The sequence below is a fragment of the Thermostilla marina genome (genome assembly GCF_054657455.1).
Genome location: NZ_BAAHYR010000001.1, coordinates 4,120,022 through 4,134,122, shown reverse-complemented (window position 1 = coordinate 4,134,122; position 14,101 = coordinate 4,120,022). Strand labels below are relative to the sequence as shown.

The following is a 14,101-nucleotide window of genomic DNA, read 5'->3' as shown; positions in this document are numbered from 1 at the left end:
CGTGACGGCCGCACATCATGAATATCCTCGACGATCGAGTTTCGATGTCGCTGACTCTCCGAACGTTTCGTAATACCGACCCACCGCATCTGACGCGTATTTGGCGTGAATCGACCCGCGAAATGGCCGATGTGGCCTGCGGGACGTCGCCGGCGATGCTCGAGCGGTTGGTGTTCGGCCATCTCTTTTTCGATCCGGCCGGATTGATCGTCGCCGTGCGCGACGACTTGCCGGTCGGTTTTGCCCACGCCGGTTTTCCACCCGACGAGTCGGGCAAAGATGTTGGAGGTGGCGCGGGCGTCGTGTGTATGATCCGGATCATGCCCGACGAACCGATCGGCGAAACCGCGGTTGCCTTACTGAACGCGTGTGAGCGATATCTTGCCGAACGCGGTGCCGAAGAAGTCGAAGGCGGTTTGGTCACGCCGCATCATCCTTTTTACGCAGGGCTGTACGGCGGCTGCGTAATGCCGGGAATCGCAGAAACCGATCGCGTCGCCCGACAAGCATTCGAGGCGGCCGGATATACCGTCGAGCGTACCGTCGACATGTACCGATGCGAACTCGAATCGTACGTGAGGCCGATCGATCCGCGTTTGGTGGGTTTGCGGGCGACGGTTGAATTGAAGGTAGAAAGCGAGCCCGCGCCGAAATCCCGCTTCGAGGCGGCTTGCGAAGCCCAGTTTCGCCGTATGCGTTTTCGCCTGTACGATGCCGGTACGAAAAAGCCCGTGGCCGGCTTGATGATCCACGAAATCGAATGCGATCACTGCGGCGAGTTGCGGACGGGGATCTTGGATATGCGCGTGGTGCCGGCCAAGCGGAACCGAGGCTACGGGACCCTCCTCTTGACCGAGGTGTTGACGCAGCTTCGCGAACGATTTGAACGCGAAGGCAGCCCCAGTTGCGTGGATGCAGTCGTCGATCGAAGGAACGAATATGTCGGGCGAATGCTCACCCGCGTCGGGTTCGCCAAACGCGGTGCCGGTTACGTCTACCGAAAGTCGCTCAATTAGGCACGTCGCAAGGATCGCCGTCTTCTCGCGGCCGGGTGAGGACGATCTCTCGCTTCCAATCGGGTTCGTGAATGGGCCATGCGACGACGCGCACACCCTCTCCGGCGAGCGCGGTCCGATTTCCCGTCGTGTGCGTGCGTTCCCAGCATTTGCGCTCGGCGATAAGCAACGCACGCGGAACACGTCCTCCGTTGCCTCGCCGAAAGGTGATACGGCCGTGATCGACGATCGTGACCCATTTGGGCGACGGATGATCGAGCATCCGACGGGCGATCAACTCATGACTTGCCGTCGTGTAACGCCGTTTGAGCACCGGCAAATCCCAATCGCACGCAACGGCATCATCGAAAAACCAACGCTCAGGCAGCATGAGGCTGTTGGCGAAACGGTTCGCCGTCGCTTCCCGCAAATGCGGCGTGACCTCGCGAATGTCGGCGCTCAGTTGCGCGAATACCTTCCAAGCGAGCGTTTCACCCAATTCGTGGGCGACGGCCCAATGAAGCCGTTCGGGGCGTTCCTCGGGTTTCAGGGCAATCACGGGCCGGTTTGACGGCCTCGATTCCGTGCGGGCCGAGGCCGAACAGGCAGCCAGTTCGTACGCGGTCGAGCTTGCCGTTGTGCCCGATCCGCTTCCGGGAGAAACGGCGGTGTGCAACCGCACCAGCCGCGCCCGTTCCGACTGGCGTCGGTCGAACACCACGGTGATGTTCAGGTGCTTCGCAATCACGAAGGCGTCGACAGGCGGACGATCGATCCCTGCCTCGGTGAGGAGGTCTACAGCAGTTGCTTCGACGGCGCGCGCAAACTCCCAAGTAGTGACTTCGGCGATCATGCCCCTTCTGCCCCGTTCGGAGATCGGCGCGGCCGAATGTCGCTCGGTCGCGCACATCGGATTATGTCGGCGCACGGAAGAGCGCCGGCAGAATGCAATTCACACGACTCTTGGAGTGGTGTATATATGTATATTATCGCCGCGGCCGTGTGACTGTCAATCGGTTTTGGGCCGGGCCGGATGGCCACTTACCCAACTTGAAGGCGACGGATAGGATAGCAAAAGGTTGAGGACTCGATTGAGAATCGTGGTGAACGAGTTCGAGTAGTTGTTGGCGGGTGGTGTGTCCATCCGCCGGTTTCCGATGATGAGGAATTCCGTTGAGCGAGTTCGAGAACGCACACGTACCCAGCTTTAGCGTCGTCGCCTTGGGCTGTCCGAAGAATCTCGTCGATGCCGAGCGAATGTTGGGCCGGCTCGAGACGGAGGGCTTTCGCTTTTCGCCCCGTGTCGAAGGGGCCGATTTCGTCGTCGTCAATACCTGCGGCTTCATCCAGGCCGCCCGCGACGAATCACGGCATGTGATCGAGGAAATGCTCGAACTCAAGCGAAACGGGGTGCTGGGCGGAGTCGTGGTCGCGGGGTGTCTCGCCGAACGCGATCGCGAGCGGCTGTTGGAGATGTATCCCGAGGTCGATCAGATTCTCGGCGTTTTTGCGCGGGACGACATCGTTCAGATCGCGCGCAGAGTGATGCGCGGCCTTGAAGAGCAGCGGACACTCTTTCGACCTGCGCCGACCCGGGCCCTCGAAGATTCGCATCGCCTGCGGGTTACGCCGCGCCATCTGGCCTATTTGAAGATCTCCGAAGGCTGCGATCGGCTGTGCACGTTCTGCGCGATTCCCCTGATTCGCGGCAAACACGTGAGCAAACCGATCGATCAGGTGCTCGCGGAAGCCCGCGAGTTGGCCGAGGACGGCGTGCGTGAGTTGATCTTGGTCGCTCAAGATTTGACCTATTACGGTTTGGATCTCGAAGGTCGGCCGATGCTGGCCGACCTGCTTCCGCCGTTGGCCGAGATCGACGGGATCGAGTGGATTCGGTTGATGTACTTGTATCCGATGTACATCGACGACCGGCTCATCGAAGTGTTGGCCGGTTGCCCTAAGATTCTGCCGTATTTGGACATGCCGTTACAGCATTGCAACGACCGCATGCTCAAGCGGATGAAACGGCGTGTGACCCGATCGCAAATCGAGGCATTGATCGGCGAGTTGCGGTCGCGCATCGACGGGCTGGTCTTGCGGACGACGATGATCGTCGGTTTTCCCGGCGAGACGGAAGAAGAATTCGGCGAGCTGGTCCGCTTCGTGAAACAGCAGCGGTTCGAACGGTTGGGGGTGTTCGAGTATTCCCGCGAACCGGGAACGCCGGCCGACCGCATGCGGGACCATTTGCCGCCGGAAGTTGTCACTGCGCGCAAAGCACATTTGATGGAAGTGCAGCAGGAAATCACGTTCGAGTGGAACCGCCGGCAGTTGGGAAGGCGGCTGGATGTGATTTTGGACGCCAGGCTTCCGCAGCGGGAAGACGTGTTCGTCGGTCGCACGTATGCCGACGCGCCCGAGATCGACGGAGTCGTGTACGTTTCGGGGGAGGACCTGGAGATCGGTCGCATCGTGCCGTGCGAAATCTGCGAGGTCGACGGTTACGATCTCGTGGGGCGACCGTGCGGGCGATGATCGTGCCCGAATCCGAAAAACGCCAAGCAATGCCCTAAAGCGTTTTCGACGTGAGAGCCGATCGAAGAAATCCTGAGCGGTCCGGGGCGGCACCGTGCAGCCGCCCCGGCGCTCAGTAAAAAGCCCCATCGAGAAGCACCTGTCGGAGCGGCCGACCCAGAAACCGCATTTCCGACAAGCATTCTGCTTCGGCCCCAGGAGGGAGGGCTGCGTCACGTTCCCGCAACCGCGACGCAATCGATGGGACTTCCCGCTAGCACGCGTTGGGCTTGATGTCTCTCCTTGGTGTTCGTTGGATGTCGATGAATCGATACCTATTCGAGTTCCGGCCCCGGTTTGTCGTCGATCAAGTCAACGGCCAGCGAAGGTCGACCTCTTGGTACAGCCACTGTCGGGCGAACTGATAGTCGTCGATCAACGGTCGATGGTCGCCCGTCGGACGCCACGGTTTGTGGCCTCGACCGGCGATCAACACGGTGTCGCCTTCATCGGCCTCGTTGAGCGCCCAGGCGATCGCTTCGGCACGGTCGGCGATGCGGCGCAACGATTTCGGATCGGTCATGCCGGGGACGACGACGCCGCACAGGCGATCAAAGTCGTCGCGAGGCGAACCGGTCGTGAGCACGGGCACGTCGACGGAAGCCAAAGCCTTCGCCCACGCATCGGCCCGGGAACGCAAACCCCCCGGCGTAAAGACGCAAATCAGTCGTTTTTCCGTAGCGGCACGAACCGTATCGATCGCTCGTGTGAGCGACTGCGGCGTGTCTGCCGCATCGATGAACACTGCGAACGGTTGGCCGCAGGTGACCGGTTGCATACGGCCGGGGACGGTGTCGACCTGTTCCAGTCCGCGCACGACGGTTTCCATCGGAATGCCGTACACCAGCCCCACCGCGGCGGCTGCCAAGCAATTGTGGATGTGGTGTCGGCCCATCAGACGCGTTCGCACGGGGAATGTTTCCCAGCCGGCGGTCAGCAAGAAGGTCTCTTCCCCTAAGTGGCGTTCGACCTCGGTGCCGGTGATTTCGGCGGGCGCGTCGATGCCGACCGACAAGGCCGCTTTGTCGATGTGTGCCAAGGCTCGTCGCAACACGGGATCGTCGTTGTTGACGACCAGGAATCCGTCATCGGCCAAATTGTCGACGGCCGCGAGCGGCTTGCATCGCCCGCTTCGCGACGGCTTTTTGTTCTCGATCAAGGCCGAGGTGTTCGTCAGGCACAAGGCGTCCAGTTCCATGCCCGCCAGCCCTTCGCGAGCAATGGCGGCATCGGAGACTTCCAGCACCACATGTGTGCATCCGTGGCCGCGCATCTGTGCCAACTTCCGGGCGAGCTCGGGCGGTTTGGGGGTCGAGGTCGTCGCCGGGAGGGATTCTTCGCCGTCGAAGTATCCCAGCGAACTGAACATGCCGACCGAATGACCCGACTCGGCCAAGATCCGTGCGATCAGGCAGGCGGTGGTCGTTTTTCCTGCCTTGCCGGCCACGCCGATCACTCGCAGCTTTTTGGCGGGATGTCCCCAGCGGGCGTGACAGGCCTCACCGTATGCCCGGCGGACATTGCTTACACGGCACACCGGCACGGGCAGATCGGTGATGGGTAAATCGGTGACGACCGCCGAGCACCCTCGCGCGAGGGCTTGGCTCAACGCGTTTCGCAATTCGTTTGCCGAACGGGCCGAGGCGAAGAACAGGTCGCCCGTCCGCACGCGTCGCGGATCATCGGTGCAGCCCGCGACCGCAACGTTCTCACCGCAATAGTCCGCTTCCGGAAGCAGCGAACGCAGCGTTGTCGATGGACTGGAAGACGAACCCGAATGCATCGCCCAAGGCCTCCTTGCCCAGGCGGGCGGCATCTTGCGATTGCCCGATTTTTTCGTTTGGTGCGTTAGATTCCTTGTCCGATGGCGGACATCCTTGCCTCGCGATCGGAACGGCTCCTGAAAGTTCGGCTTCGGCTTCGTGGCCCTGCCGTCCGTTCAGGGTGAGGGGATTGTCTCAATTTCTCCGGATGTGTCAAGGCGGAATTCTTGACGCACAAACTCCCTCGCACGGGTGGTGGCAGCGTGAAGGCATGCATCTTTTCGCTGAGAACCGGAATATTTGAAGGTCTCGCCCTCTAAAGAGGGGTGGCGCAAGGGGAATGCGTTCCGGAAAACCCCGCTTGCCGGGGAGAAAATCCTATATTTTCTTGCCCGCACGAGTGTCCACAGTGCCGCGAGCCACCAACGATGCGCGGGTAGCGGTGTGATTGACCTAGGGCAGAGAAAGATCATGACTGGAGTGTCGCAACCGATCGCGAGCTTGCTTCAGCGAAAGAAACGCTGATGTCGGCGTCGTCGTGCGCGGTGTGCCGTAATGCGTCACGCAACAACCGACGGCCGAAATTCGTGCGATCGAACCGGGACAAGGATTGGACATGGCTCGTAATGATTTGTGTCGGGTCGTCAAACCGATCATCTTGACCGCGGTGTGCGCGGCCGCCGCCTGTGCCGTGTTGTCGACGATCGGGTTGTTGTGGCCCGATCATGGCGCGTGCACCGAAGTGTTCGTATGCCTCTCGGGGCTCAGCGGCTTATTGTGCGCCCTGATCGTAGGTGCGGCGATCGCGATCCGCCGTACTAAGTGCTTCGTCGATGAACAACTCGAAAAGGCGGCCGCAACCGAGCGCGAACTGGAACGAACCAAGGACGAGTTCCGTTTCACCATTGCCAAACAGGTGAAGCAATGGCGGTCGTTCGAGGGGGTGTTCCGCTGTTTCGCAGAGACGAGCGTCGACGCGATCGTCGTAGCCGACGACAACGGGCGGATTGTTTTTTGGAATCGCGGCGCCGAAGAACTGTTCGGCTGGCGATCCGAGGACGTCTTGGGCAAAGATCCTCACGCGATTTTGGCGCCGCCGGAAATGCGCGATACGGCATGTCAAGCATTTGCCGCATTCTTCTGGCATGGTGAGGGGCCATTGATCGGATCGATTCGCGAGTTGACCGCACGTACGAAAAACGGACAGGAAATCCCTGTCGAGGTATCCATTTCGCGGGTGCCGCGCGGCGAGCGATTCCAAGCAGTGGCGATCATCCGCGACATTTCTCATCGCAAGCTTGAAGAGTTTGCCGTTCAAAACCACATTGCGGCGTTGGAAGAGCTGCAATGGGCGCTTACCGACGCCCGCGATGCGGCGGTTGCCGCGGCAGAAGCCAAGTCGGCCGTGTTGGCGAACGTGGCTCATGAGTTGCGCACCCCCTTGGCCGCGATGATCGGATATGCCGATCAACTTTTCGAGACGGAAGAGGTCGAGGCGGCGCGGCGATTGGCCCGTTCCATCCGGCGAAACGGCGAGCACTTGCTGCAATTGCTCAACGACCTGCTCGACGTGGCAAAGGCCGATGCCGGGAAGATCCGCATCGAAATGGGCGACTGCGTCGTCTGCGATTTGATCGGCGACGTGGCGGCCACGTTCGCCAAGAAGGCGAGCGAAAAGGGCATCGATCTGAAATGCCGGTTCGAAACGCCGGTTCCCGAGCGGATCGTAAGCGACGTGCTACGCGTACGCCAGATCTTGTTCAACCTCGTGTCGAACGCCGTCAAGTTTACGCCCAAAGGTTCGGTGACGATTTCGACCCGCTGCGTGCACGGCGATGCCGACGGCAGCGCGCTCTTGTTCGATGTGATCGACACCGGGATCGGTATCGAACCGGATGCGTTAGAGCGGATTTTCGATCCGTTCCAGCAGGCCGACAACAAGACTGCGGTACGCTACGGCGGCACGGGATTGGGTTTGGCGGTCAGCCGACGTCTGGCCGAATTGCTGGGCGGCGAACTCTCGGCCTGGAGCGAGCCCGGCAAAGGAAGCACCTTCCGCCTTCGCCTGCCGACAGGAACGCTGGGTGATGTGCCGTTCCTTTCGCCGGACGAAGCCGAGGCGGCCGTCGAGGCGAAGTTCGAGCACAGCAGCACGAAAACCGATGCAGTCGAGCAGGGAAACCGGTTTACGGGCAAGGTATTGCTGGTCGAAGATTCCGAAGACAACCGGCTGATTGTAACCCATCTTCTGCGACGTTTGGGGGGCGACGTCGATTCAGCCGGCGACGGCCTTGCTGCCTGCGAAATGGTGCGACAGGCGCAGGCCGAAGGTGAACCGTACGATTTGGTGTTGATGGACATGGAAATGCCGCGGCTGGACGGTTGCGAGGCAACACGACGGTTGCGTCACGAAGGTTACACGCTTCCGATCATTGCACTTACGGCGCACACCGACGACGAGAAGCATCGCCAGGCCCTCGAGGCCGGTTGCAACGCGGTGTTGACAAAGCCCGTCCACCGCGAGGCACTGGCTGAGGCTTTGGCGACCCACGCGGCTTCGGCAAGCGGAACCCCATCTGAGCAAACATGCCCGCAGGCGGTACAATAGACGTCTCGCCCGTTGCCGTCTGAGAAGAGACGGCCTCTGAATCGTGCCGAATGCGTTTCTGCGAACCGATGTCCGACCTGCGTGCCGAGTCGCCGAGTACGCCCGTTTGTGATGTGCCGTTACCTTTGTTGGTGACGGGGTTGGCCGGTGTGGCCGGGTATCAGGCGTTTCGGTACTTTGTCCGTCGATATCCCGGGCAGGTCGTCGGGATTTTCGGTACTACGGGCGAGAAGTTACGCCTTCCCGATACGGTGGCTTGCGACATCGAGGACGGACCGGGGCTCGAGCGTCTCTTTCGGCGCGGTCGATTTGCGGCCGTTTTGGATTGTGCGGGAAACTGCGCGTTGAAACCCTGCGAACTCGAGCCTCGTATTGCGCAAACGATCAACGTCGAAGGGTGCCGCAATCTCCTGCGATTTGCTCGGCGGGACGTGCGATTGGTGCGGCTTTCGATCGACCTGGTTTTCTCCGGCGACAAGGGAGAACCGTACACGGAAGACGATCCGCCGGACCCGGTGACCGTCTACGGCAAGACGATGGCCGAAGCTGAAAAAATCGTGCTCGACACGCATCCGCAGGCCTGCGTTTTGCGAATCTCGTTGCCCATGGGCCGCAGTCCCGGCGGTCACGCGGGCGCTATCGACTGGATCGAGTCTCGGTTTGCAGCCGGACGGCCTGCGACACTCTACTACGACGAGATTCGAACGCCGACCTATTGCGATTGTCTCAATCGGGTATGTGAAGAGGTGCTGGGCGGTTCCCTGTCGGGGCTGTTTCACGCCGGCGGGCCACGGCCGCTGAGCTTGTACGAAATCGCCCAGATTATCAATCGCACCGGCGGCTACGATCCCGAGCTGCTGTACGGTATTCCCAGGCATCACGCGGGACCGATACCGCCGCGGGCGGGCGATGTAAGACTCGATTCGAGGCGACTGGCAACGGCATTGGGCCGAGAGCCGTTTTTGCCGTGGCCCGCGGATGACGGATTGCTTCCCACCGGTCGCGCGTGGCACTTTGCCGAAAAGGGCGACACGTGGCGAGGAACTCCCGCCGATGTGGACCGATTGCTGTGTCTCCCCGGAAAACGCGCAGTGGGCGAGCGGAAGGTGTGAACTTTCTCGCGCCGCGTCGAGGGAGAGTGATTCAGCTCCATGAACCGGTCCACTGGAGGTCGAGCATCGGTTCGCTCAAGTACGTTCGGCTGTCGTGACCGCCGTTTGTCGAGGCGGCGACCAACGAGGCGAATCCTCGCAACTCCGACATGGCGCCGGGATAGTAGATTTGCAACCGATCGGCCAGCACGTTTACTTTGTCGTTGCTGCTGGAATCGTTGATACGGCCGCTGTCATGACGGTCGCCGATCGCATATACGTGCTCGAACAGTTTGGCGCGATTGTAGAACCCGCTTCCGCGAAAGACCGTGTGCGTGCTCAACACGTAGGCATAATCGGCGCCGGACGAGCCGTACAGGTAGGCGGTGTCGTCGCCTTCCCCGGCGTACCCATGGACGTAATCGAAGTACTTCGCCCGCAGGTAGAAGCCGTTTCCTCGCATGACGCCCTGCGTCGGATTGGCGTTGAAGACGTCGTTTCCTGCCGAGTCGTACAGGTGAGCGACGTCCACCCCGCCGCTGCCGTATCCGTGGACGTATTCGAAGTTGGCGACCGTCACTGAGTAATTCGTGCCGGTCAAACGTCCGTACCCGGGACGGGCGGTGAATACGTCGTTTCCGGCGGTATCGTAGATCATCGCCACGTCGACGCTTCCCGCCTGGGCGTTCGCGTAGATGCTTTCGAACCGATCGACCGTCAGGTGGAACGTGTCGCCGCTGAAGGTCGTCGAACCGGGACGGGCGGTGAGCCAATCGTTGCCGGAGGAGCCCATCAGAACGGCCGAATCATTACCGCCCCAGCCGCGAACGACGACATTGCCGAAGTTCTTTGCCCGCAGGTAGTATCCGTCGCCGCGCAGAATCGCATACTCGGGCCGGAAGGTGAGACCGTCGTCGCCGTTCGAGCCGTCGAGGACGGCAACGTCATTGCCGGTCGAACGGTACCCGTGAACATATTCGAAATGTTTAGCTCGATTGTAAAACCCGTTGCCCCGCATGATCGCGTAGTCGGGCACGGCATAGAAGGAGTCGTCGCCGGCCGAATCGAGCATGTGGGCGACGTCCGTTCCGCCGGCGGTCGCGTACCCGTGGGCGTAATCGTAGTTCAGCGCCCGCAGGGCGTAACCCGGGCCTGTCAATTCGACCTCACCGGGCCGGGTCGTGAAGACGTCGTTGCCGGGCGAGTCGTACAAGTGGACGACGTCCAACCCGACACCGCCTTGAAGGGTGATATCTTCCACGCCCGTCATATCGACGGTCGTTTGTCCGGCATTGATATACAAATTGCTCGGTGAAGCCGTTGCCGTGTGGTCCAGGTTCACGGTCACATCGACCGAATCGGCTCCTGAGCCGGCATCGAATGCGAAATGAATCCCGCCGCCGAAATCACTCGGCGTGTAGCGATAGTCGAACCCGTTGACGACCAAATCGACCGTGTCGCCGATGGTCAAGTCGACATGGTCGTCGCCTGCTGTCCCGAAGAGAACGATGCCTTGTGCATCGGCCGACACGAGGTTCGCAATGCGGGCATCGACATTGCCGCCGGAAAGCTCGAGGAAGAACGTTTCGCCTTGCTGAACGATCCAGTCGAGCCGCTGCGTGTTGCCGGACAAGGTCGAGGCGGCGATCGCATTCCCTTGGGCGTCCCGCAACGTCGCCGTGCCGATGCTGCCGCCGGTGACGGCTACCGACAGAATCCCGTCGTGCGACGCTTCCAAGCGGTACCATACCGAGCCGTCGCCGGTTACGCCGTTCAACGCGGTATAATCGACCATCCCCAGATCGACGACCTGCACCGCACCGTCGGAATTGTAAAAATCGATTCCCGCGATTGTCTGACCCGCACTCAGCGTGACGGCGACACCGCCGGAAGTCGAACCGGTGTCTTCAGTGCCCACGGTCGCCTCGTGCCGCACGACATAGTCGCCCGCGGGCAGATTGTCGAATGCGTACGCACCCGTGGCATCCGTCACTGTAAACGGTTCGTTGTCGACGAATTCCAGCGACCAGCCTTCTAGAGTTCCTTGGTCCCAAGAGACGCTGTCTTGGATTTCGAGCGTCCAGGTTCCCTCGGCCGATTTGCCGTTGAATGCCGCCAAGGCTTCTTCGGGTCGGAAAGAACCGGTAAACGGGGCGCTGCCCAGATTGATGCTGATTTCGGCTTGATCGTCGAGGACCGTATTGATCAGGTTGTCCCCCGATCCGCCGATGCCCGAGAACAGTTGAACGCGGGTGCCGTCGGGACCGATCAACGAGACCGTCAAGTCCGAAAGATACGTGTGGGAGACATACAGCCGCACATTCAAGTCGCGCACGGTTCCCACACCGGTGACGTCGATCGTCGAATAGAGCGTTCCGGGATCGGGAATCGATTGAGGGGTATCCCGCGACTCGAAGACGGTCGTGCCCTGGTCTCGGTACCCGTCGTTGTCGAGATCGAGGTAGACGATTTCTCCCGCCTTGCCCGTTTCTCCGTCGTCGAGCCGGCCGTTGCCGTTGGTGTCGTCGTACACGTGTCCGGCGATCGTGCCTGTTTGCGGAGCGGCGTCGCCGAGCTGGAACATCGTCTCGGGGTCGCCCAACAGGTTCGTTTCGAAGTGGATCCAACGATAGGCTCCGGTGGCGGTCACACGGAACAGGTTGTCCATCTTCGAATCGAAGTTTGCCTGGCCGACATGCAGAATATTTTCGTTGAAGACGGCATCGAAGAACTCGAGCGCGTAGTAGTGGCTGCCTCCGGGAGTGCTGCCGGGGACGTACCAACCGTACCGCGAGTTCATCACCACGCCGAACGCGCCGTGATCGTCGACGACGTACTGTTCGGCGATCGAAACGTCGTGTGTGTCGATCGAACCGGCGTTGCAGCCCTGCGAGTACATGAAAAACGGAAACGGATTGGTCAACCCCGCGACGGTCGAATTGACCAATCGCGCGTTGTACACCTCGTTCGAATGTCCGAGATGGTTTACGAGGTTCGGTGAGGCGTTCAACTGGTCGACCAGTTGAGCGGCGGTCCATGTCGTTCCCGACGAATCGTACATCTCGATCACATTCCAATCCTGCGGAATGGCCGTGTTGCGGATCGGGATCGACGAATAGCTGCCGTACGTATTCGCGTCGAGTTGTTCACCCAACAGCAGGGCGGTCGTCGCATTGGGATGCGGCGTCGTTTCGTAGAGGATCGTCTTGTTGACGAAGTTCGCGGCTTCGGTCGTCGTGCTGACGGGCGCCCGGCCGACGTACACTTCGGGAATCAAGTCGATGTCGCCGCCGCCGATGCCGTCGTTTGCTTCGCCCCACACGGTATCGCCGTCACCGTTCCACGGGCCGTCGAGGCAGGCGTAGTACATGTCGGTCGGAAGGGCGTAGTCGACCGTGCTGCCTACCGAGGCGTACACACCGCGCACCGGAATGATTTCGGTATCGCCGCCCAACAGCACCCACCGGGTGCCGTGATTCGCGTACGAGTCGGCGATGAATTCGCGGATCTTGTCGGCCAGGTCGTGGTTTTCGGTACCTTGGTAGTTGGCCGCAATCCATTCGGTCGTGACCAATCGTGTGGTCAGACCGCGGCTTTCTTTTTGAGCCAACAGCGGCTGAAACTGATCGGCCAAGGCCGCGCCCGTGATGACGACATACTCGTACTGATCGGCAGCCCCCGAGGTCGTTGCGACCGTGTAGGTTTCGAGTGCCTGTGGATTGTCGACCATCTCGGCCACTGTCGCGAGTGCGACGGGGTCGGCTTGGGGAATGACGGCGACTTCGTCGCCGGCGGTCGTCGTGACGCGAAGTTGGATGTCGTTGACGTACGAAAGTACCTGCCCTGCCGCATCGTACAGCACAGGAAACACGCTCAGCGTGGCCAGGTTGTATCCGGCATAGGTGTAGTTGTTGAATCGGACGAGGTCGTCCAGATCGATGTTCGTGTCGAACACGGTCGTCCAATCGGTGCTGTCGACCGGCTCCCCGTCGAACGGAACCGCATTCGGTGCAGCCAGCAGCGGTGTTCCGGTGCCCAGTGTTTGCACCTCACCGACGCCGACGATCTGCACGTCGACGATACGTTGTCCCTGCGGTAACAAGAGCGTGGTCGAATCGACCGGCAACACGGGCTCGCCCGTATCGACCCAGGTTTCGGCGCCGTCCAACGTGACGATGGCTCCGTTGCCTAGATCGGTGACGGTCGGCGTTCCCTCGAAATGGAACGTCAAGTCGGCCACTTGTTGCGTTCCGTCGCCGTAAAACAGCCCCCAGCTCGACTCGGCCGCGACGGGGATCAATCCTTCGTCATTGGCGTACGTTGTCGGATCGATTCCGGGCGATACCGACAACATTTCACGGCGTTCCAAGGTCTCGATGCGCAACCCCGACCTTCGGCGTCGCGGTCGGTGTGCCGACTTCGTGTGGCGGGCGAATAGCGATGTGGCCCAGAAAAGCGAGTTCCAACCGGACCGTCGACTTCGCGCAGGCGCAAACATGGTGCTTACTTCCGGTGTTCCTCGCTCGGCACGCGCCGCGGCGAATGCGCAACGATGGACGGACTGCGCGACACGACAGCGACGAATCCGGCCGAGCGAAAATGTGCTGAATTGCGAACGTGAAAAGGATCAGAAAAGCTGTTCCGAAAAGGAAAACCCCGTGATCAGGGGCTTCTGTTGGAACTATAGGTCACGTTGCGTGCGCGCCCGGCCGTATCGCTTGAGAAAAAGGGGAAAAATCGGTCGGCAATCCGATTGGGATTCGCCCGCCGGTGTTCGGTTTGTAGTGACTGTACGGATCGTACGGACGTAGTTTCATTGGTCCGAGGATGAACCCGACCGGCATCGCTTGAGGTAGACCGACCGAATCGAAAAGGGAAAGTCCATCGATTCGGACGAGCGCGCGAGTCGTTCCGCGAACGCGCGCAGGGTTCCCCGAGACTTACGCAGGGTTTGTCCAGGTTGGACGCAATCTGTCCAAGGTTTCGGGTATAGTAGGAGGGACTTGTTGCTTTCCCGTCTGTTGAGGGGGTGGGGTGTTCGTGGCGTTCTCGTCGAAATCTGGGGCTGAA

The 14,101-nt window shown here is 60.8% G+C and carries 7 protein-coding genes; 4 read left to right on the top strand and 3 right to left on the bottom strand.

The genetic code is table 11. The features are described from left to right. Positions 1-44 precede the first annotated feature (44 nt). On the top strand, positions 45-1,016 hold the full coding sequence (locus ACYQ2I_RS14935; RefSeq protein WP_460167826.1) for a GNAT family N-acetyltransferase: 972 nt from the start codon (positions 45-47) through the stop codon (positions 1,014-1,016). Here the strand turns inward: ACYQ2I_RS14935 and ACYQ2I_RS14930 are convergent. Further along, entirely contained in the window at positions 1,009-1,848 is an 840-nt protein-coding gene (locus ACYQ2I_RS14930; RefSeq protein WP_460167825.1) for an ImmA/IrrE family metallo-endopeptidase, read from the bottom strand. The genes ACYQ2I_RS14935 and ACYQ2I_RS14930 overlap by 8 nt on opposite strands. Before the next feature lie 320 nt (positions 1,849-2,168). On the opposite strand from ACYQ2I_RS14930, the gene rimO reads away from it, so the two are divergent. Next, positions 2,169-3,530: a 30S ribosomal protein S12 methylthiotransferase RimO gene (gene rimO / locus ACYQ2I_RS14925; RefSeq protein ID WP_460167824.1), complete on the top strand. Its 1,362-nt coding sequence runs from the start codon at positions 2,169-2,171 to the stop codon at positions 3,528-3,530. Between the two features lie 346 nt (positions 3,531-3,876). Here rimO and ACYQ2I_RS14920 read toward each other — a convergent pair whose 3' ends face one another. Further along, entirely contained in the window at positions 3,877-5,352 is a 1,476-nt protein-coding gene (locus ACYQ2I_RS14920) for a Mur ligase family protein (RefSeq protein WP_460167823.1), read from the bottom strand. Between the two features lie 596 nt (positions 5,353-5,948). Here ACYQ2I_RS14920 and ACYQ2I_RS14915 point away from each other — a divergent pair. Both ACYQ2I_RS14915 and ACYQ2I_RS14910 read left to right on the top strand, forming a co-directional pair. Next, a complete protein-coding gene (locus ACYQ2I_RS14915; protein ID WP_460167822.1) occupies positions 5,949-7,940 on the top strand; it encodes an ATP-binding protein in 1,992 nt (663 codons plus the stop codon). A 68-nt stretch (positions 7,941-8,008) separates the two neighbouring features. Then, positions 8,009-9,052 carry an SDR family oxidoreductase gene (locus tag ACYQ2I_RS14910; RefSeq protein WP_460167821.1) on the top strand — a complete coding sequence of 348 codons (1,044 nt, stop codon included), beginning with the start codon at positions 8,009-8,011 and terminating at the stop codon, positions 9,050-9,052. Positions 9,053-9,083: 31 nt separating this feature from the next. Here the strand turns inward: ACYQ2I_RS14910 and ACYQ2I_RS14905 are convergent, their stop codons facing one another. Beyond that, positions 9,084-13,385 carry a C25 family cysteine peptidase gene (locus ACYQ2I_RS14905; protein ID WP_460167820.1) on the bottom strand — a complete coding sequence of 1,434 codons (4,302 nt, stop codon included), beginning with the start codon at positions 13,383-13,385 and terminating at the stop codon, positions 9,084-9,086. Positions 13,386-14,101: the final 716 nt, after the last annotated feature.

What these genes read in the sequence shown, in the direction of transcription:
- ACYQ2I_RS14935 (WP_460167826.1), top strand. Translation starts at nt 45, where the DNA reads ATGTCGCTGACTCTCCGAACGTTTCGTAATACCGACCCACCGCATCTG.
- ACYQ2I_RS14930 (WP_460167825.1), bottom strand. Translation starts at nt 1,848, where the DNA reads ATGATCGCCGAAGTCACTACTTGGGAGTTTGCGCGCGCCGTCGAAGCA.
- ACYQ2I_RS14920 (WP_460167823.1), bottom strand. Translation starts at nt 5,352, where the DNA reads ATGCATTCGGGTTCGTCTTCCAGTCCATCGACAACGCTGCGTTCGCTG.
- ACYQ2I_RS14915 (WP_460167822.1), top strand. Translation starts at nt 5,949, where the DNA reads ATGGCTCGTAATGATTTGTGTCGGGTCGTCAAACCGATCATCTTGACC.
- ACYQ2I_RS14910 (WP_460167821.1), top strand. Translation starts at nt 8,009, where the DNA reads ATGTCCGACCTGCGTGCCGAGTCGCCGAGTACGCCCGTTTGTGATGTG.
- ACYQ2I_RS14905 (WP_460167820.1), bottom strand. Translation starts at nt 13,385, where the DNA reads ATGTTGTCGGTATCGCCCGGAATCGATCCGACAACGTACGCCAATGAC.